At 70.4% G+C, this 19677-nt stretch carries 15 protein-coding genes; 7 read left to right on the top strand and 8 right to left on the bottom strand.

The window, feature by feature from the left end; all coding sequences use genetic code 11:
* Nucleotide 1: 1 nt before the first annotated feature.
* The 3 genes from LDL21_RS04220 to LDL21_RS04210 form a co-directional block, all read right to left on the bottom strand.
* Nucleotides 2-1327, bottom strand: coding sequence for a cytochrome P450 (locus LDL21_RS04220; RefSeq protein WP_225278867.1), 1326 nt, complete (start codon nt 1325-1327; stop codon nt 2-4).
* Nucleotides 1328-1442: 115 nt separating this feature from the next.
* Complete coding sequence (locus tag LDL21_RS04215) at nt 1443-2156, bottom strand: TIGR03089 family protein (protein ID WP_067637487.1); 714 nt, start codon at nt 2154-2156, stop codon at nt 1443-1445.
* Nucleotides 2157-2159: 3 nt separating this feature from the next.
* Complete coding sequence (locus tag LDL21_RS04210; protein ID WP_225279227.1) at nt 2160-3575, bottom strand: LCP family protein; 1416 nt, start codon at nt 3573-3575, stop codon at nt 2160-2162.
* Between the two features lie 192 nt (nt 3576-3767).
* Here LDL21_RS04210 and rfbD point away from each other — a divergent pair, with 192 nt between their 5' ends.
* From rfbD to manB, 3 genes are read left to right on the top strand one after another with little or no spacing between them, the layout of a single operon-like run.
* The gene (gene rfbD / locus LDL21_RS04205; protein WP_225278866.1) at nt 3768-4625 is read left to right on the top strand and encodes a dTDP-4-dehydrorhamnose reductase; all 858 of its coding nucleotides are present in this window, start codon (nt 3768-3770) and stop codon (nt 4623-4625) included.
* Between the two features lie 11 nt (nt 4626-4636).
* Nucleotides 4637-5533, top strand: coding sequence for a glycosyltransferase family 2 protein (locus tag LDL21_RS04200; protein ID WP_225278865.1), 897 nt, complete (start codon nt 4637-4639; stop codon nt 5531-5533).
* 35 nt (nt 5534-5568) lie between these two features.
* Nucleotides 5569-6648, top strand: a complete 1080-nt coding sequence (manB, locus tag LDL21_RS04195; RefSeq protein WP_225278864.1) for a mannose-1-phosphate guanylyltransferase — start codon at nt 5569-5571, stop codon at nt 6646-6648.
* A 9-nt stretch (nt 6649-6657) separates the two neighbouring features.
* Here the strand turns inward: manB and LDL21_RS04190 are convergent, their stop codons facing one another.
* Nucleotides 6658-8235 carry a carboxylesterase/lipase family protein gene (locus LDL21_RS04190; RefSeq protein ID WP_225278863.1) on the bottom strand — a complete coding sequence of 526 codons (1578 nt, stop codon included), beginning with the start codon at nt 8233-8235 and terminating at the stop codon, nt 6658-6660.
* A 333-nt stretch (nt 8236-8568) separates the two neighbouring features.
* On the opposite strand from LDL21_RS04190, the gene LDL21_RS04185 reads away from it, so the two are divergent.
* Nucleotides 8569-8784, top strand: coding sequence for an FmdB family zinc ribbon protein (locus LDL21_RS04185; protein WP_225278862.1), 216 nt, complete (start codon nt 8569-8571; stop codon nt 8782-8784).
* On the opposite strand, the gene LDL21_RS04180 is transcribed toward LDL21_RS04185, so the two are convergent.
* From LDL21_RS04180 to LDL21_RS04165, 4 genes are all read right to left on the bottom strand, one after another.
* Complete coding sequence (locus LDL21_RS04180; protein WP_225278861.1) at nt 8785-9060, bottom strand: Rdx family protein; 276 nt, start codon at nt 9058-9060, stop codon at nt 8785-8787.
* Between the two features lie 18 nt (nt 9061-9078).
* The gene (locus LDL21_RS04175; protein WP_225278860.1) at nt 9079-9468 is read right to left on the bottom strand and encodes a YchJ family protein; all 390 of its coding nucleotides are present in this window, start codon (nt 9466-9468) and stop codon (nt 9079-9081) included.
* Between the two features lie 47 nt (nt 9469-9515).
* Nucleotides 9516-9944, bottom strand: a complete 429-nt coding sequence (locus tag LDL21_RS04170; RefSeq protein WP_225278859.1) for a hypothetical protein — start codon at nt 9942-9944, stop codon at nt 9516-9518.
* Nucleotides 9945-10113: 169 nt separating this feature from the next.
* Nucleotides 10114-12591, bottom strand: coding sequence for an AAA family ATPase (locus LDL21_RS04165; protein ID WP_225278858.1), 2478 nt, complete (start codon nt 12589-12591; stop codon nt 10114-10116).
* A 392-nt stretch (nt 12592-12983) separates the two neighbouring features.
* Between LDL21_RS04165 and LDL21_RS04160 the strand changes: the two genes are divergently transcribed.
* The 3 genes from LDL21_RS04160 to LDL21_RS04150 are packed head-to-tail and all read left to right on the top strand — an operon-like array spanning nt 12984 to nt 19559.
* The gene (locus LDL21_RS04160) at nt 12984-15938 is read left to right on the top strand and encodes an SWIM zinc finger family protein (RefSeq protein ID WP_225278857.1); all 2955 of its coding nucleotides are present in this window, start codon (nt 12984-12986) and stop codon (nt 15936-15938) included.
* A complete protein-coding gene (locus LDL21_RS04155; protein ID WP_067637501.1) occupies nt 15935-17035 on the top strand; it encodes an ATP-binding protein in 1101 nt (366 codons plus the stop codon). Before LDL21_RS04160 ends, LDL21_RS04155 begins: the two co-directional genes overlap by 4 nt.
* A gap of 49 nt (nt 17036-17084) precedes the next feature.
* Nucleotides 17085-19559: a DUF5682 family protein gene (locus LDL21_RS04150; protein ID WP_225278856.1), complete on the top strand. Its 2475-nt coding sequence runs from the start codon at nt 17085-17087 to the stop codon at nt 19557-19559.
* Nucleotides 19560-19677: the final 118 nt, after the last annotated feature.

The raw sequence follows: 19677 nt of genomic DNA, 5'->3' as shown, positions 1-19677 counted from the left end.
CTCACCCCTGGGTGGCGGCGCCCGCCAGATTGTCGGGCGCCCCGGTGCGCGCCACCGGACCGAGGTCGACCGGCATGTGCTCGAACCCGTGCAGGGTGAACAGATTGCGGCGCACCGGTTTTCCGCGTAAGCGCAGATCCGGGTAGCGGGCGTAGAGCGCGCGCAGAGCGTGCACCGCTTCCATCCTGGCCAGGCTCGCGCCGAGGCAGGCGTGGATGCCGCTGCTGAAGGCCACGTGCTCCTTGGCATTCGGGCGGTCGACGTCGAAGCGGTCCGGATCGGCGAAGACCGAGGGGTCGCGGTTGGCACCGGCCAGCGACAGGATGAGGGTGGCGCCCGCCTTCACCGTCATCCCGTCGACCTCGACGTCCTCGAGCGCCACCCGGGCGGTGGTCTGCACCGGTGGGTCGAACCGCAGCGTCTCCTCCACCACGTCGGGCCAGCGATCAGGGTCGTTCTGGGCGATGGCGAGCTGGTCGGGGTTGGCCGACAGTGCGGCCACCGCGTTCCCGATGAGGTTGACCGTGGTTTCGAAGCCCGCGCCCATCAGCAGTCCCGCGCCCGCCTGCAGTTCGCGCATCGTGAGGTCGCCCGAGGTGACCAGACTGGACAGGATGTCGTCGCCGGGGTTGTCGCGCAGCTTCTCGATGTGCTCGGCCAGATAGTCGGCCAGGGTGTCGGTGGCGGCCATCGCCTCCCGGTAGGAGCGCCACGAGGTACCGATGTCGAGCAGCGGGGTGACGCGGTCGCCCCAGCGCAGGAACAGCTCGCGGTCGGCGGCGGGGAACCCGAGCATCTCGGCGATGATCGCGATCGGCACCTGGGCCGCGAAATCGGTGACGAGATCGATCGAGCCGTGCGCGGGCATCGCGTCGAGCAGCTCGGTGGTGACGGTTTCGACCCGGTCGCGCAGCCTGCCGATGGCGCGCGGGGTGAAGGCCGACGCGACGGGTTTGCGCATCCTGGTGTGTTCGGGCGGATTGAGCACCAGCATCGAGGGCGGCTCGACCGGGCTCGGCGGCGGGACCACCCGTTCGGCCAGCTTGCGCAACGGCGGCGGCACCTCGGGGCCCAGCGCGGGGAACACACCGAAGCGGTTGTCGCGCAGGATGCTTCGCACCTGCGCGTGTTCGAAGGACACGTACGCCAACGGTGTGCGTCGCAGACCGGGGCCGCGCAGTTCCTCGATGAGCGGGTAGGGATCGTGCAGCCCCCGCTCCCCGGCGAGCAGGGTGGCGAAGGTGTCGCCGCGTCGCGCACGCCAGCGCAGGAAGGCACGGGGAATACCGTGCTGTGCCGACCAGCGGATCCAGTACCCGACGTTCATAGCCACCCCTTTGCGCCGTACTGCCGAAGATGTCTTCCACAGTACGGACGGGGTGTGACAGAAACCACGTTCCTCGGGCGGAGGCGGACCTATACCCAGGTAGGAGACGAGCGGCTCAGCGCCGCACGGTCACCCGTTCGGTCTCGGCGCGGTGCTCGGTGGCGGTCGCGTCGGGATTGACCACCTGCACCAGCGACGCACCGGCGCCGAGGACGGCGAGATACCCGTCGATCAGCTCGGCCGCGGTATCCCACGGCGCGCTCGACAGCACCCGGTCACCGGCGGAAATGCCCTGCAGCGCCGCCGATTTCTTCGCCGCGTCGAGCACCTCGCCCACCGACATACCGTCGAGGGCTGCCCGGAAACCACCGGGCAGGAACTGGTCGCCGTGCACGCGCACCGCGGTGGCGAAATCGGTGACACCGACCGGCAGGTCGCGCACGGGCGTGCCCATGGCGTCCAGCGACAGCACCGCGACCTCGTCGACGCCGTCGGCGTCGTCGAGCCGGTCGGGCGTCACCAGGGCGAGGTCGGCGTCCGGATCGGGGCTGAGCACCACCTCGGTTCCGGCCCACCAGCAGCCGAGCAGCACCGCGGCCGTCTGCCAGTGCGCGGGCAGCAGCACCGCGACCCGCGCGCCGGGGGTGAGCGCGAACTCGTCGCGGATCAGGTTGGCGGTCTTGGCCGCCCAGTTGGCCAGCGTCAGCCCGGACAGCTCGATGCGGGCGCCGGTGGCGTCGTCGTACCAGGTGACGCGCGGTCCGGCGGGATCGCGTTCGAGGATCGGGTCGAGGAGGGCGTCGGTCAGTGTCGAATTGGGCTCACGCATTGGTCAATTCACGCATTTCGGTCCGTTCTGGCCTGCGTCGATCGGCGGGGCGGGCGGTACTGGCGTGGCGGTCGCCGAGGATGTTCCGTCGAAATCGAACATGCCTGCCGCGGCCGAGCCGGGACCAGAGTAGTCGCTCGCCAGCACCACGCTCACCGAATCCGCCGACAGCGACGGATCCGCGACCACGGTCAGGCCGCCGAGTTCCTCGGCCACCGCGACGGCCTTGGGATCGGCGCTGTCGGCGGCGAGCACCCGGCTCGAGCTCACACTCCCCCCGGAATAGTTCCCGACCAGACCCTCGCGGAAACCCTTACTCGTCAATGCGGCGGCGACCTCGGCCGCGAGACCCGTCGCGCCACCGGCGTTGAACACGCTCACCGTCACCGTGGACGGGTCGACCTTCTGCTTCTCCTCGGCCGGTTTCTCCTCGCCGACCAGCGCGCCCACATAGTCCTGCACGGCCTTCGGTTCCACCCGCACCACCGATTCGCCCTCGGCCGTCATGCTGTTGAGGTCGGCGACGGGAATGGTGTCGAACTCGACCTGGCCACCGGAGAGGTCCTTGAGCTGCTGCAGGAAGGCAAGCACATCCCAGTCGTCGTCGAGGACGACCGTGCGCCCGACGGCTTCGCTGATCTCGCTGAGCTTGCCGGGATCGGCCAGCGTCCTGGCATTGAGCAGCTGACCAACCAGCTGGGCCATGAATACCTGCTGGCGCACGATCCGGTCGATGTCACCGCGCGGCAGATCGTGGCGCTGCCGCACGAAACTCAACGCCTGCGCACCGTCGAGACGCTGATTGCCCGCCGGGAACTGCGCACCGGACATGTATTCGTCGACAGCATTGTTCAGGCACACCTCGACCCCGCCGACGGCATCGGTGAGCAGCACGAACCCGAGCAGGCTCACCTCGGCGTAGTGGTCGACGGTGACGCCGGTGAGATTGGCCACCGACTTGATCAGCGCCTGCCTGCCCGCCTTGGTCGAGTCACGTTCGGCGTCGGCCTCGGAGTCGCCGTCGGCGAGCATCTTGGCGCGTTCGGTCTCTTTCGTCGCGCCGTAGGCGGAGTTGATCTTGGCCTTGCCCTGACCGGGAATGTCGACGTAGGAGTCGCGGGGGATGGAGATGGCGGTGGCGGAGCGGCCGTCGTTGGGGACGCGGACCAGGACGATGGTGTCGGTGTTGGTGCCCACTTCGTCGCCGGCGTGCAGCATGGCGCGTTCGGCGCTGGTGAGCGGGTTGCCGTGGGCGTCGGTGCGGCTGTCGACACCGACTAGCAGGATGTCGACGGCGCCGTCACGGCCGCCGCCGAGCCCGAGCCCACCGATGCGTTCGATATTGGCGATCAGGTTGTCGACGCTGCGCCAGGCGAAACCGGTGACCGCGAGCACCAGGACCGCCGCGATCGCCACCATCACCTTCGCCGGTCCCGCAGGCGTGGTGGCCGACGGTGATCCTGTCGACTCTCGCACTCGTGCTTCCTCTCGACCTCGCGGCGCCCCGCCATGCACGCCTCCCCGCAAACCCCACTGTCGTGAACACAGGCTAACCAACAGTTACCACAGTCGGGCCGACCCGCAGGTGTTGCGGCGTGCCAGACTGGCCGCGTGAATGCCGATTTCCCCACTCGAGCTCCCCTGATCGTAACCGGCGCCGGCGGGCTGCTGGGGCGGGAAATCCTGCGGCTGGCCCCGCATGCGCGCGGCCTCGGACGCGCACAGCTCGACATCACCGACCGTGCGGCGGTGGAGGCGATGCTCACACCCGGCGCGGTGGTGCTCAACTGCGCGGCCTACACCGCCGTCGACGCCGCCGAAACCGACCGCGACGCCGCGTTCGCCGCCAATGCCACCGGTCCGGCCGTGCTCGCCGCCGCCTGTACCGCCACCGGCGCGCGGCTCGTCCACGTGTCGACCGACTATGTGTTCCCCGGCACCGCGAGCACACCGTACGAACCGGACGACCCCACCGGACCGGCGACGGTCTACGGGCAGTCGAAACTGGCGGGTGAGCGGGCCGTGCTCGACGGCTGCCCCGACGCGCAGGTCGTGCGCACTGCCTGGGTGTACGCCGGTGTCGAGGGGGATTTCGTCGCGACCATGCGCAGGCTCGAGCGCGAACGCGACACCGTCACCGTGGTGAACGACCAGCTCGGTTCGCCGACCAGTGCGATCGATCTGGCCGCCGCACTGCTCGAGCTCGCCGACCACCCCGACGCACCCCGGGTGCTGCACGCGACCAACTCCGGCACCGCCACCTGGTTCGACCTGGCCGTCGCCGTTTTCACCGAGCTCGGCGCCGACCCGGCCCGGGTGCTGCCGTGCGATTCGAGCGCCTTCCCCAGACCCGCACCGCGCCCGCCCTATTCGGTGCTCTCGCCCCGCGTTTGGAACGACGCGGGCCTGACCCCGTTGCGGCCCTGGCGTTCCGCACTCACCGACACACTTCGCCGGTTGTCCGACTAGGCTGCGCACTCGTGAACGCAGCCGAATCCTCCGCCCCCGCCGGTCTGGCCGTCGTCACGGTGACCTATTCACCGGGCGAGCACCTCGAGCACTTCATCACCACCCTCGCCGACGCGACCAGCGAGAAGCCGCAGGTGATCCTGGCCGACAACGGGTCGACCGACGGCGTGCCCGAGCTGGTGGCCGAGGCCAACGCGCACGTGCGGCTGCTGCGTACCGGCGGCAATATCGGCTACGGCGGCGCCATCAACCGGGCCGTCGCCGAGATCGATCCGTCGATCGAATTCGTGATCCTGGCCAACCCGGACATCCGCTGGGGTGTCGACTCCATCGACAAGCTGCTCGAGGCCGCGCAGCGCTGGCCGCGCGCGGGCGCCTTCGGGCCGATGGTCCGCGAACCCGACGGCAGCGTCTACCCCTCGGCACGGCGGGTGCCGGGCCTGGCCGACGGTGCGGGGCACGCGATCCTCGGCGCGATCTGGCCGAAGAACCCCTGGTCGGTGCGGTACCGGCAGGAGAACGAAGAGCTGTCGGAGCGGGTGGTCGGCTGGCTGTCGGGCTCGTGCCTGCTGGTGCGTCGCGCCGCGTTCGACACCATCGACGGCTTCGACTCGCGCTACTTCATGTACATGGAGGACGTGGACTTCGGCGACCGCATGGGCAAGGCGGGCTGGCACAATGTGTTCGTCCCGGACGCCGAGGTGACCCACGCCAAGGGCCACGCCGCGGGCAAGCACCCGGAACTGATGCTGCCCGCCCACCACGCCAGCGCCTACCGCTTCCAGGCCGACCGGCATCCGCACTGGTGGCAGGCGCCGCTGCGGCTCGCGTTGCGGGCCGGACTTGCGGTTCGCTCCCGGATTGCGGTTCGATCGGCGCTGCGTGAGAAAGCGCGAACCGGCGCCTGAGTAGGGGCCGGTCCACTGTGAACAGGGGAAACTCGATGGCAGGCAATGCAGGCACCGACGCGGTCATCCTCGTCGGCGGACAGGGCACGCGGCTGCGTCCGCTCACCCTCTCGGCGCCCAAGCCGATGCTGCCGACGGCCGGGCTGCCGTTCCTGACCCACCTGCTGGCCCGCATCGCCGAGGCCGGGATCACCCACGTCGTGCTCGGCACCTCTTTCAAGGCGGAGGTGTTCGAGGAGCACTTCGGTGACGGTTCGGAGCTGGGACTCGAGCTGGAGTACGTCACCGAGACCGAACCGCTCGGCACCGGCGGCGGCATCCGCAACGTGCTGCCCAAGCTGCGCGCCGACAATGTGATGGTCTTCAACGGTGACGTGCTCGGCGGCACCGACCTCGGCGCGATCCTCGACACCCACGAGTCGACCAACGCCGATGTGACCCTGCACCTGGTCCGGGTGAGCGATCCACGCGCGTTCGGCTGTGTGCCGACCGACGAGGAAGGCCGGGTCACAGCGTTCCTCGAGAAGACCCAGGATCCGCCGACCGACCAGATCAACGCCGGTTGCTACGTGTTCCGCCGCGAGTACATCGAGAAGATCCCGACCGGTCGCCCGGTGTCGGTGGAGCGCGAGGTGTTCCCCGCGCTGCTGGCCGAGGGTGCCCGCGTGCAGGGTCACGTCGATGCCTCCTACTGGCGCGATATGGGCACCCCGGAGGACTTCGTTCGCGGTTCGGCCGACCTGGTCCGCGGCATCGCCCCCTCCCCGGCGCTGCCGGGTCAGCGCGGTGAGTCGCTGGTGCACCCGAGCGCCGGGGTGGCGCCGGGCGCGCTGCTCATCGGCGGCACCGTGGTCGGGCGTGGCGCCGAGATCGGCGCGGGTGCGCGACTCGACGGTGCGGTGATCTTCGACGGCGCGGTCGTCGAGGCGGGCGCGACCGTGGAACGGTCGATCGTCGGCTTCGGCGCCCGGATCGGTCCGCGCGCGTTGGTGCGTGACGGTGTGATCGGTGACGGCGCCCAGGTCGGTGCCCGCTGCGAACTGCTGCGCGGGGCGAGGGTGTGGCCGGGCGTGGAAATCCCCGACGGCGGCATTCGCTTCTCCACCGACGTGTGACAGGACTGCTCAGCTGAAGCCGACGGCGTGGTCGCCCCAGGCGGTGTGCAGTTCGGCGTCGGGATTGTCGACGACCCGGTCGATGGTGTCGATGAGCAAAGTGGTCCGGTCGGCGGGCAGATAGCGCGGCCAGTGCTTGGAACCGTCCAGTGCCGCCGGCACGCCGTGTTCGGCGAACGCCAGCCAGCGGCGCTGCATCCGGCCCGACACCGCGAGCGAGACCTTGCGACCGCCGAGCCAGAAGGTGGGATCGTGGTTGAGCGTGCCGAAATTGCCGAACACATAAGGCAATTCGGTGGCGTGGCCGGCACCGACCCGGGCCGCCTTCAACATCGGTGTCGCGTAGTCGAACCGGTACTTCCAGGTCGGTGAATGCTGGGCGTGCCCTTCGGCGACCCACGCGGCAGGCATACGGAACGCGGCGTCGGTCGACATGGCGAGCGCGCCACGGATCTTGGTGAGATCCGGGTAGGCGGAGGTGATCTCGGCGATCCGTTCCGGCGACATCTCCGGGTGCGAGGCAGCGACGTCCTGCAGCATGGCGTTCACGGCGTCGGGCGTCACCGGCATGATCGGGGATTTGAGTACCCGGAACAGGGAGGCCTCGTCCTTGTTGCTACCGATCAGCAACGGCACCCGATGGGAAAGTCCTTGCTGGAAACGGTCGATCGGGTACGCGGGCAACAAGTTCCCGTCCACAACGGGCGCCGCAGCCAGCCTGCCCGGCTCCTTGGTCGGCACCTCGTCGAGCAGTACCGCACCCACCTCTACGAGCTGCTCGACCGGTAGCTCGAGCAGCCGATCCGTTTCGCCCGCACCGAGTTCCAGCAGCTCCAGGTACCGCTGGGCGACGACGGCAGCGCGTTCCTGCCCGAAAACCGTAGTGGCGGGCGGACTCTGCGCGATGGCCTTGTGGAACAGCCCGTCGGCGGCCGGTGCGGTGAGCAGCGCGGTGACGCAGCCCGCGCCGGAGGATTCGCCGAAGACCGTCACATTGTCGGGGTCGCCACCGAACGCGGCGATATTGTCGCGGACCCAGGCGAGGGCGGCCAGCTGATCGTGCAGGCCGAGGTTCGGGGTGAACTGGTCGCCGAAGGACGACAGGTCGAGAAATCCGAGAACTCCGAGCCGGTAGTTCACCGTCACGACCACTACGTCGCCCGCTTCGGCGAGTTTGCGCCCGTTGTAGATGGTCTGCGCCGCGGTGCCGAGGCAGTAGGCGCCGCCGTGCAGCCACACCATCACGGGGCGCGGTTCATCGTCGCTGGGCTGAGGCCGGGGCGACCACACGTTCACCCACAGACAGTCCTCGCCCATCCGCAGATCCGAGTCGACGGGCACCATCGCGCCCATCGCCTGCGGTGCGATCTCACCGAAGACCGCGCAGTCGCGCACGCCCTCCCAGGGCTTCGGCGGCTCGGGGAGGCGGAATCGAGCCGGGCCCGCGGGTGCCTTCGCGTAGGGCACGCTGCGCCACACGGCGACCGGCCCCTCCCAGATTCCGCTGACCGTGCCGTACTCGGTGTGCGCCAATGGTTCGGCTTCGTGGGTCCACGTGCCTTGGTCGAGATCGGGCTGAATGCTCATCGCACACCTCCTAGCCGGCGCGATCCACGAGTGCCTGTGCATTTGCTCCCGTGGGCCGCAGCACCTGGTGACTCCTTATGAGAGTACGTCGGCAGACCACTGGCACGCCGCCAACGCACCATTTCCGCAGGTAACGGTTACTCGGCGGTACGGCTGCGGCCTCCTTGCAACGCCGCCACCGGGCCATCCGGGCTGCCGGGGCCGCGTTCCGGCGGCGGGTTTCCGATCGACGTCAGCGCGCTGCGCGGCTGACGGCACCACCCTGAATCCGATAGCTGCGAGTGTGCTGGTCGGCCAGGTGTCGGTGCGGCCGTGGCGACTTACACTTGCCGCATGCCGAACTACAGCTTCCGGTGTCGCTCCTGCGGCGACACGTTCGAGGTGAACCGGCCGATGGCGCAGTCCTCGGATCCGGCGTCCTGCCCGTCGGGCCACGACGACACCGTCAAACTGCTGACCACCTTCGCCACCGTTGGCCGCGGCGCCGCGCCGACGCCCGCGACGCAGCCCGCGGGTGGCGGCTGCTGTGGTGGGGGCGGTTGCTGCTGATCAGTCGCGCCGGTCGACGTGCCCGAGGTCGCGCTCGGGCGCGATCCGGTCGCGAACCCGCTGCTTGAGCACCGCGATCTCGGGAAAGCCGCCGTCGGCCTTGCGTTCCCACAGCTGATCGCTGTCGAGGGTGATCCGGAAGACGCCGCCCTCCCCCGGCACGAGCGCCACCTCGGTGAGGTCGGTACCGAAGGTGCTCAGCAGTTCCTGTGCCATCCAGCTCGCGCGCAGCAGCCAGCGGCATTGGGTGCAGTATTCGATCGCGATGCGGGCCACCGGTGCAGTATCCCCGGTTCAGGCCGCGAACACACCGTCGAGGTACACCCAGGCGCCGTCGACGCGGACGAAGGTGCTCACCTCGTGCATGCTGTCGCGCGTGCCGTCGAGCCGGTAGTGGGCGATGAACTCGACGGTGCCGTTGTCGTCGAACGGTCCGCCGCGTTCGGTACGCACGATCTCGAGGAACAACCAGCGCTGGTCGGGATCGAGCTCGAGGTCCTTCGGGCGAGTGCTCGGGTGCCAGGAACGCAGCAGGTAGTCGGTGTCGCCGACGACGTAGGCGGTGTAGCGCGAGCGCATGAGGGTTTCGGCGGTCGCCGCCGCGCGCGCACCGGCCAGGATCGGACCGCAGCAGGCATCGAACGGTTCGCCGCGCCGGCACGGACATGGTTTCGCTTCACCCATGGGGTCATCCTGCCGGGTGCGTGCGGGCGGCCGATCGCCGACCGTGCTCAGCCGAAGGTCTGGTGCGTCAACGGGACCAGTTCCAGGGCCCGCCACAGTTCGGTCGTCTGGTCGCGCCAGCGGCGCAGGTCGGTGACGCTTGGCGCCATCTCGTAGTCGAGGTGGTGGGCCGCGCGCGAGAGCGCCGCCCAGAGTGCGCCCACCTGACCTGCGGTTTCGGGACCGGCATAGACGCGAAGGGCGAGTAGCTGGGCGCGCATCGGGCAGCGCATGAGTTCCGGCGCGAGCTGGGCCCACAGTTCGTCCACGGCTTGCTCCAAGGCCAACCGCAGGATCCAGGCGACGGCCCGCGACCACACTCCCCCGGCATCCGAGACCGACCCGTTCAGCAGGTCGTCGGCGGCCTCCAACCGTTCGGCTACGGAAGGACGCGGAGTGAACTTCGCCCGCGGCGGCCTGCCACGACGGTTCACCACGGACCCGCCAGCCTTGCCGCACAACGACTCCCGGCCACCTGGCCCGCCCGGTGCCAACAGGCGACGCCGCGCCCGAGTCGAGGCCTTGCCCGGCGGCGCGCACGATTTCGGTGCACCGCTACACCGACGAGGTGGTCGAATGCGTGACCAGGCCGAGCCGGATGCCCGTTCACGACCGCACCATCGCCGGTTCGTGGGCGCGCAGCCAGGCGATGAACCGTTCGGTGTCGCTGATCAATTCGCGCATCGGCCGGTCGATCGGCACGTGGGCGCCCGCAGTGGCGTCGCGCAGCACGCCGACGAGCCAGCGGCCACCGACGGCGCTGAGGTGCTTGTTCAGGTCGTCCACGCGGGCACGGGGACCCATGATGGCCAGGGTGATCATGGCGCGCGTGGTGTGCGCGTTGCGAACCCGGCGTTCGACTTCGCCGTGCGCGAGCCCGGCGGCGAGCAGCTCGTGGCGCGCTTTCGCCAGCCCGGCGGCCTCGATGGCCGAGCGGCAGCAGGTGGCGACGAGTTCGTCGGCGATCGCGGGCGGTAGTTGCGGTGTGCGCAGCAGGGATCGGGCGTCGTCGAGGTAGCGGCGCACCGGGTCGCCGGTCACCCGGACCTCGACGACGGAGCGTTCGCGGCGCTGTACTTCGAGCACGGTGGCGTCGAGCTGCATGCGGCGCACGGCTTCGGCGAGGCGTTCGTCGTGGGTGAACACGACGACCTGTCTGGTGAGGGCCACCTCGGCGAGTACCCGGGCCAGTCCGTCGACCTTGGCCGGGTCCATCGCCTGCACCGGGTCGTCGATCATCACGAATCGAAAAGGGCTGTGCGCCACCGTTGCTCGCGGCAGGAAAAGCGACAGCCCCAGCGCGTGCAGCTCACCCTGGCTCATCACGCCGAGCGCGGCGCCGTCCACCTCGTCGACGGTGACATCGAGCAGCACCCGGCGCGCCGTACCCGCGCTGCCCTGCAACCGGATCGCCCCGAGCTCCACATTGCTCTGCTGGCGCAGCGTGCTCCACACCCACCGCGCCGTCGCCTCCAACGGCCGCATCCGTTCGCCACGGATGGTCGTCGTCGCCGACTTGAGCCAGTCCGCTGCTTTGCGCACGATCCGCAACTCGCCCGCGTCGGCCGCGACGGCCCTGGCCGGTTCGAGCCAGGCCAGGATGCGCGGGACCAGCGGCGACCACACGGCATCCAGACGTTCGAGTTCGATGCGGGCATCGCGTTGCAGGGCAGCGAGTTCGGCGGCGAGGTCCTGGTAGGTCGTGCGGAGGCGGTCGGCCGACTGCTCGTCGTAGTCGGCGGTCGCGAGTGCGGCCCACTCGTCCCAGCATCGCCGGACCGCGTCGCGGCGCTTGCCGAGTACTTCCGATCGGATCGGCGCTTCGGGCAGCGGCGTGCCGGGTTTCACGGCCCGGTCCGTGAGCTGGATCGCCGGAGCGAATTCCTCGGGCACCGGCGTCGGGAGGGCACGAGCTGCCGCGAGCGCCGACTCGAATTCCGTTCGCGCGGACCGCAGGGCGTCGAGATCGGCGCTACGCCTGGCTATCTCGGCGTCGGCGGCGAACAGCCAGTCGTCGTCCAGGTCGCCGCGGCCGCAGACCGGGCACGGGCAGGCGCCTGCGGTGACGGCGTGTTCGCGTGCGCGGGTGAGCAGTTCGAGGACGCGGAGGTCGGATTCGGCGTCGATCGTCGCGTGGTCGGACAGGTCGGCGGCGGCACGGGTGAGCCGGTCGGCGACGGCGGCCACCTCCACCGGATCGGGCAGGGACAGGCGCAGAATGGCGCGCAGGCCCTCGGGTCCTTCGGCGCCGCGCACCGAGCCCGCCACCTCGGCCGCGATGGCGTCGAGGTCGGGGTCCGGGTCGCGGAGCAGGTCGGCGACGCGATCGGCGCGATCGTCGGCGACCTGGGCGAGTTCGTCGAGCAGGTCGGCGCGGGCCTGCCGCGAATTCTTCACGGCGCGTTCGAGTTCCAGCTTGCGTAGCCGGATGCTCTCGGCCGCCGCGGCGAGCTGGTCGAGGCCGAGGAGGCGGTGCAGCGCGTCGAACAGGTCGCTCGGTTTGCCGTCGACGAGGGCGCCGAGCTCGCTGTAGGACAGGAACGGGCGATACAGGTCGAGGCGTTGGCGCCTGCTCGCCGGGTCGACGAGGGCGGGCGGCGAATCACCGCGCCGTTCGGTCCACTGCGCCTCGGGTAGCTCGGCGCCGGGCGCCCAGTGCGTCGCGACGGTGACCGCACCGCCACCGGTGAGCAGCTCGACCTCGATCCGGGCGAGATCGGGTTCGTGCAGGTTGCGCCAACCTTCGCGCCAGGCGCTGGTGCGGCCGTCCCAGCGGCGATTGCCGCCGGTCAGCGCGAATTCGGCGGCCTCGGCGAAGCTGGATTTCCCGCTGCCGTTGCGGCCGACCACCAGGGTGAGACCGGGCCCGGGATTCAGCCGGAGGGTGACGGTGGGGCCGATCCCGCGGAAGCCGTGCACGGTGACGGCGCGAAGGAAGACGCCCGTGTCACCCGCATCGGCGGTGTCGGCGGCATCGTCGACCTCGGTGAGCGCCGCGAGCACGCAATCGGCGACCCGGTCCTCCACAGCCGGGTCGGCGGCGAGCTCGCGCGCGACCACCTCGGTGATGCGGTCCGAGCACACTGGCGACACCCCCCTTCACGCCCCGAGCGCAACTGTGCCCGAAACGCTACCCGATCGCCGGGCGTTCGCCCAGGGGATGCGCTGCGCCCCAGCGAATCTGCCCGCGGGAGTGGAATGGCCATCGTGGCGCCGCGACCGGCCCTCGATGTCCACCCCTCGCCCACCCCGGCGGGCAGCTCGATGAGGTGCTCTCACCCGCGCTACGCTGCGTTGAGCGGCCCGGGCGGTCCGGTCGAGCCGAACAGGTCAGAATGCCAGAGTTCGCCCCACACAGCAAGAGTTGAGGCGCGAATTTTCCACGGCACCAGGGTTTTCCAGGTCCTTCACCGTGAACGGGCGAAGTTGTCGGTGGGCTCGGGTAGATATTTCGGCGACAGAGAACGGGGGAACCGATGACCGACACATCCGTGCTGTGGACCGAGGACCAGGTCCGTGCGCTCGCACCCGACGCGAGCTCGGTGGCTGCCGCGCGCAAGCTGGCGAGTCGCTGGCGCGACACCGGAGCCGACGGGAACGCGGTGTGGGGGCTGTGCCAGGGCAGCGGGGCCAAGCCCTACCAGACGATCGTCGATCTCTCCGGGCCCGCGTACAAGTGTTCGTGCCCGAGCCGGAAGTTTCCCTGCAAGCACGCCCTGTCGTTGCTGCTGGCATGGTCGAGCGGCGCGGTGCCGACGCGGGACGCTCCCGCCGATTTCGCGGCCGAGTGGCTCGCGGGCCGGGCCGCCAAGGCCACCGCCGCGCCGAAGGCCAAGTCGGCGCCGTCGGCCGCGGCGGTCGAGCAGCGGCGCGGCCGGGTGTCGGCGGGGCTGGCGGAGCTGCAGGTGTGGCTCACCGACCAGGTTCGCACCGGCCTCGCCCAGACCGACCGCTCCTATGCCGCCTACGAGGCCGTGGCGGCGCGCATGGTCGATGCCCAGGCACCCCGGATCGCGGAGGCACTGCGCAGGCTGCCCACGGCGGTGGCCACCACCGAACACTGGCCCGAGCTGCTGCTGCGCGAATACGCCCGGCTGCATCTGCTAGTCCTCGCCCACCGCACCCTCGACGCGTTGCCGGAACCGTTGCAGGCAGGCATCCGCTCCCACATCGGCTACCCGGTGCAGGCCGAGACCGTGCTCGCCGAACCGGCGGTGCGCGATCGGTGGCAGGTGCTCTGCATGCGGGTGAGCGAGGAGGAACGGCTCTACGCGCGACGCACCTGGTTGCGTGGCCGTGGCAGCGGCCGGTGGGCGCTTTTGGTCGAACACTCCTTCGGCATACCGAATTTCACCGGTGAGGTGCCCGCACCGGGCAACGAGGTCGACGCGGAAGTGCACTACTACCCCGGCCCTGTCCCGCTGCGAGTGCACTGGGGTGCACGCCACAGCGCACCCGAACCGTTCACCACCGTCCCGGCCGCCGGTACCACGATCGGCGATGCGCTCGATGCCTACGCCACCGCGCTGAGCGAGGACCCGCTGGTGCGTTCCGTTCCCGCACTGCTCACCGATGTGGTCCCCGCGATCGACGAGCACGGCTGGCATCTGGTCGATGCCGAGGGCACCGCGCTGCCCCTGCCCACCGGGGTCCGGCCGTGGCGGTTGGTCGCGGTGTCGGGTGGTCATCCGGTGACGGTGGCCGGCCAGTGGTCGGCCGAGGGTTTCGACCCGGTGTCGGTGTTCAGCGCGGGTGAGGTGCACGACCTCGAAACCGAATTTCCCACCGGTTCGGCCGCGAGTCCCGGACTGGCCGAACTTGTTTCGATCGCCCTGCTCGGTACCGCGCGCCGTGGGCTCGACGGTGTGCACCTCGATCCGGCGGTCGCGGGCGCGGTGCCGCAGCGCGGTGGGGACACCGCGACCAAGCTCCTCGAGACCGCCGCGTTGCAGGATCTGTACCTGCGAGGCGGGCGTGTACCCGGCACGGCGCCGAAACCGGAACCCGCACTGGATGATCCACGTCCGTTGCTGCCGCGCCGGTCGGCCGATCGGCTCGGCCGTCTGCTCCGGGAGAAGTCGGCGTTTCTTCCCGAATGGTTCGCTGCCGCCGAACCCTTCGACTTCCGTTTGCCCGATGTGCTGTGTGTGCAGGCCTTGTCGGCGGCCTCGGATCCCGCGCTGCGTGGCCCGCTGCTGCGGTTGGCCGGGCGGCGCGGACGGTGGCTGGCGGCACGTAATCCGGCCTGGTCGAAGTTGGTCGACGAGTTTCCCGTCGACCGGGCCGCAACCGGGGAGAGCACTGCGTCCCGCCACGAATCGTCGGCCGGGACCGATGATCCAACCGCTGCGGATTCGCCGGTGGTCGACGGCGAATCCGTCGAGGTCGATGCCACGCACGATGTGTGGCTGTTCGGCACTCCGGGTGAACGCAAGGACTGGTTCGCCGACCTGCGCCGGACCGACCCGGCGCGCGGCCTCGAGGTGCTGACCAGCGCGTGGCCCAAGGAATCGGGGTCGATCAAAGCCGAACTCCTCGGCCTGCTCGGCATCGGTGCGAACGCCGCCGACGAAGCACTCCTGGAACGAGCGCTCGACGACCGGCGCGGCGACGTACGGCGCACGGCCGCCGGTCTGCTCGCCCGGCTCCCCGATTCCGCGTACGGCGCCAGGATGACCGCCCTGCTCACGGCGTGGGTCCGGGTCGGCTCCGACGGCGGGCTCGAGGTGGAGGTCCCCGCCGACGCGGGCGCGCAAGCCCGCCGCGACGGCATCACCGACGGCACCGAACAGCCGAAGCTGCGCTGGGAGACCTCCGACGCATCGGTGCAGACCCTGCACCAGGTGATCGCCGCGGCACCGCTCTCGGCGTGGACGCGAATTCTGGGCACCACCCCCGAGAACACTGCCGCGGCCGCACTCGCACTCGCACTGCCTGTGCGCTATGCCAAGGCGATCGTCGACGGTTGGGTCGACGCCACCCTCGCCGCCCGCGACACCACCTGGGCACGTGAGCTCTTCGCCCGGGCGACCCCGACCGAACAGGCGGTGCTGCGCCGCCGCGAACTGTTCACGCTGCTCGATCCCGCCGACCGTGTCGAGCACGTGCTCGACCTGGACGCGCATCAGCTCACCGAACTGCACGCGATCCTGCCCGGACTCGACCACCCCTGGCCGGACCGGGTCGCCACCCACGTACTGCGACTGCTCGGCGAACGCGCCCGCACCACGGCACGTCACCCACATTCCGGTGCGGGTGTCTACACCGATCGCGCCCTGCTCACCGCGGCAGGCGTCCACCTACCCGTCGGCCTCGCCGCCCGCGTCACCGCGCTGGCCGAGGCGACCGACGACCCCGCCTGGCATCAGGCCTTCCGCACCCTCGCCACCGATCTCACCGAACGCGCCACCATGCTCGAGGAGCTGTCATGACGACGACCGAATCCGCAACCACCCTGCTGCGCCCGCACGCCGAGCAGGCCTTCGCCGACGAGCTCACCGCGCTGGCGCGCGTCGACGACCGGCCGCGTCCGCCGTCGTGGAAGTTGTCGCCGTGGGCGGTGGTCACCTATGTGCTCGGCGGCACGCTGGCCGACGGCACGGTCATCACACCCAAGTACGTCGGCCCCCGCCGGCTGATGGAGGTGGCCGTGGCGACGCTGGCCACCGATCGCGCGCTGCTGTTGCTCGGCGTGCCCGGCACCGCGAAAACCTGGGTGTCGGAGCATCTTTCGGCGGCCATCAGTGGTGAGTCGACCCTGTTGGTGCAGGGCACCTCGGGGACGGCGGAGGAAGCCATCCGGTACGGCTGGAACTACGCACGGCTGCTCGCCGAGGGCCCGAGCGATGCGGCGCTGGTGGCGTCGCCGGTGATGACGGCCATGCGCACCGGTGCGATCGCCCGGATCGAGGAACTCACCCGCATCCCCTCGGATGTGCAGGACGCGCTCATCACCATCCTGTCCGAGAAGACGCTTCCCGTCCCCGAGCTCGGTGCGGAAGTGCAGGCGGCCAAGGGTTTCAATGTGATCGCCACCGCCAACGACCGCGACCGCGGTGTCAACGATCTGTCCTCGGCGCTGCGCCGCCGCTTCAACACCGTCGTGCTTCCGCTGCCCGCCGACGAGGATTCCGAGGTGGCGATCGTCAGCCGCCGGGTCGAACAGCTCGGTGCCGCATTGGAGTTGCCGACGGTCCCGGCCGCCGCCGAGGAGGTGCGGCGCGTGGTCCGGGTGTTCCGTGAGCTGCGATCGGGCATCACCGCCGACGGGCGAACCAAGCTGAAGTCGCCGTCGGGCACGCTGTCCACCGCCGAGGCGATCTCGGTGATCACCAACGGTCTCGCCCTCTCGGCCCACTTCGGTGACGGTGTGCTTCGCGCCTCCGACATCGCGGGCGCCGTACTCGGTTCGGTCATCAAGGACCCGGTCGCCGATGCGGTGATCTGGACCGAATACCTCGAGGCCGTCGTCCGTGAACGCCCCGACTGGGCCGATTTCTACCGCGCATGCCGCGACATCGCCGGCTGAGACCCGCGCGACGGGGAGGACGGATCACACAGCACACATGGGGTTTTCGATGAGCGAACAAACAGGCGGTACCCGGCTGGATCAGGCGCGGGACGAGCCGGCGGCCGGTGAACCCGTGACGCGGGTGTTCGGTATCCGTCATCACGGGCCGGGGTCGGCACGGTCGTTGGCGCAGGCGCTCGAGGAGTTCCGGCCGGACACGATCCTCATCGAGGGGCCTGCCGATGCCGATCCGCTCGTCGGTTTCGTCGCCGCCGACACGATGAGCCCGCCGGTCGCCCTGCTGGCCTATGTCCCGGATTCCCCGGCCCGCGCCGCCTTCTGGCCCTTCGCGGTGTTCTCCCCGGAGTGGCAGGCCATGCGCTACGGCGTCGACAACGGTGTCCCGGTCCGCTTCTGCGACCTGCCCGCCACCAATGTCCTCGCCATCGAAGACGACACCCGCGTCGACCGCACCGACCCTTTGGCCGCCCTGGCCTCGGCCGCGGGCTTCGACGACGCCGAACGCTGGTGGGATGCCGTCGTCGAATCCGTCCCCGACACCGCTGCTTTCGACGCCATCACCGAAGCCATGGCGGCCCTGCGCGAAGACGCCCCGACCAGCACGAACTCGGCCACACCCACGGCACCGGCCCGCTCGGCAGACCCGCATGCGCCGACAGGCACAGCCGAACCCACACTTCCGAACAGTTCGGACGAGCCCGCGACCCGCACCGAAGCGGGCGACCCGGTGACATCGACCGATCCGCTGACCTCGTCCGACCGGGAATCGGTGGAGGATGCTGGGCTCGAGCATCTGCTGCCCGAAGCGGCGGGGGTCGGGCCGCTGGTGGTCGACGAGCACACCTTGCGGCGCGAGGCGTACATGCGCCAGACGATGCGGCAGGTGCTCAAGGGTGGGGCTCGGCGGGTGGCCGTGGTGTGCGGGGCCTGGCATGCGCCTGCGCTGGTGGGGCCGCTGGGTCCGGCCGCGCCGGATATGCGGCTGCTGAAGGGACTTCCGAAGACGAAAGCGGCGTTGACCTGGGTGCCGTGGACACATTCCAGGCTGGCGTCGGGATCGGGATACGGCGCGGGAGTCACTTCACCCGGCTGGTATCACCACTTGTTCACCGAGACCCAGCGGCCGGTGGCGCGATGGTTGACGAAGGTCGCCGGGGTGCTGCGCGCACACGATCTGCCGGTGTCGAGCGCGCACATCATCGAGTCGGTTCGCCTGGCCGACACGCTCGCCGCGCTGCGCGGCAGGCCGCTGGCGGGGTTGTCGGAGGTCACCGAGGCCGTGCGGTCGGTGATGTGCGGCGGGGACGAGACCATGCTGCGGCTGGTCGTCGACGAACTCGTCGTCGGCGAAACGCTCGGTGCGGTACCGGAGAACACGCCGACCGTCCCGCTGGCCGCCGATCTGCGGGCGCGCATCAAAACCCTTCGGCTCAAGCAGGAAGCCCTCATCCGCACGGTCGACCTCGATCTGCGTAAGGAACGCGACGTCGAACGCTCGCACCTGCTGCACCGGCTGCGACTGCTCGGCGTCGAGTGGGGCACCCCGACCGTCGGTGAGGTGCGCAGCACCGGCACTTTCCGCGAAACCTGGTCGCTGCGTTGGGAACCGGAGTTCGAGGTGCGCATCGTGGAAGCCGCCGTGTGGGGCACCACCCTGCGCACGGCAGCGGAAGCCAAGATCCTCGACACCGCGAGCCGCGACGGTGTGTCGGTCACCGAACTCGCCGACGCGCTCGAGACGGCGTTGCTCGCCGACCTCGGCGGCGCCACCGACGGTCTGATCGCCCGCCTGGAGGCGGCTGCCGCCCTCGACCACGACGTCACCCACCTGCTCGGCGCCCTGCCCGGCCTGACCCGCACCCTGCGCTACGGCGACGTGCGCGGCACCGACACCAAGGCGCTCGAGCACGTGGCCGACGGCCTGCTCGTCCGCATCTGCGCCGGTCTCCCCGGTGCGGTGACCGGCTTGGACACCGACGCCGCCGAGGCGCTGCGCCGCCAGATCGACGCCGCCCACAACGCCGTCAGCACCCGCGACGACACCCGCTCGACCACCGGGTGGCTGGCCACCCTGCACCGCATCGCCGACCGCGACGACGTGCACGGCGCCATCGGCGGACGCGCCGTACGACTGCTGTGCGACGCCGAACGCATCGACGACGCCGATTCGGCGCGCCGGCTCTCGGCGGCGTTGTCGGTGGGCAACACACCCGCGGCCAAGGCCGCTTGGATCGACGGGTTCCTCGGCGGCCGAGGTCTCCTACTCGTCCACGACCGAGATCTGTTGCGCCGCATCGACGACTGGCTGCGCGAACTCCCCGAAGACCAGTTCGTCGCCACTCTGCCTCTGCTGCGCCGCACTTTCGGTTCCTTCGAATCGGGCGAACGCCGCGCCATCGGCCAAGCTCTGCGCGACACCGGCCCCGCACCGGCCACCGCCGCGAACGCCACGGCTGTCGACCCAGCACGCGGACAGCTGGCCCTCCGCGCCGCCGCGACCATTCTGGGCGCCGCGGGATGAGCGCAGTCTTCGCCTTCCCGGCAACAGCCGCCCGTACGACGAACGGGGTACGCACGTCGGCTCGGCCACCACTTCACGATCTGCGGACATCGCGTCTCGGGGCGCGAGTCCTCACCCC

The organism is Nocardia rosealba, from assembly GCF_020216065.1.
In the GTDB taxonomy this organism is placed as follows: Bacteria; Actinomycetota; Actinomycetes; order Mycobacteriales; family Mycobacteriaceae; genus Nocardia; species Nocardia rosealba.
The sequence above is the reverse complement of the archived record's forward strand: the minus strand, read 5'-3'. Positions and strand labels throughout refer to the sequence as shown.

Coding starts and splice junctions, on each gene's coding strand:
- LDL21_RS04220 (WP_225278867.1), bottom strand. CDS start 1,327: ATGAACGTCGGGTACTGGATCCGCTGGTCGGCACAGCACGGTATTCCC.
- LDL21_RS04215 (WP_067637487.1), bottom strand. CDS start 2,156: ATGCGTGAGCCCAATTCGACACTGACCGACGCCCTCCTCGACCCGATC.
- LDL21_RS04210 (WP_225279227.1), bottom strand. CDS start 3,575: ATGGTGGCGATCGCGGCGGTCCTGGTGCTCGCGGTCACCGGTTTCGCC.
- manB (WP_225278864.1), top strand. CDS start 5,569: ATGGCAGGCAATGCAGGCACCGACGCGGTCATCCTCGTCGGCGGACAG.
- LDL21_RS04190 (WP_225278863.1), bottom strand. CDS start 8,235: ATGAGCATTCAGCCCGATCTCGACCAAGGCACGTGGACCCACGAAGCC.
- LDL21_RS04185 (WP_225278862.1), top strand. CDS start 8,569: ATGCCGAACTACAGCTTCCGGTGTCGCTCCTGCGGCGACACGTTCGAG.
- LDL21_RS04175 (WP_225278860.1), bottom strand. CDS start 9,468: ATGGGTGAAGCGAAACCATGTCCGTGCCGGCGCGGCGAACCGTTCGAT.
- LDL21_RS04160 (WP_225278857.1), top strand. CDS start 12,984: ATGACCGACACATCCGTGCTGTGGACCGAGGACCAGGTCCGTGCGCTC.
- LDL21_RS04155 (WP_067637501.1), top strand. CDS start 15,935: ATGACGACGACCGAATCCGCAACCACCCTGCTGCGCCCGCACGCCGAG.
- LDL21_RS04150 (WP_225278856.1), top strand. CDS start 17,085: ATGAGCGAACAAACAGGCGGTACCCGGCTGGATCAGGCGCGGGACGAG.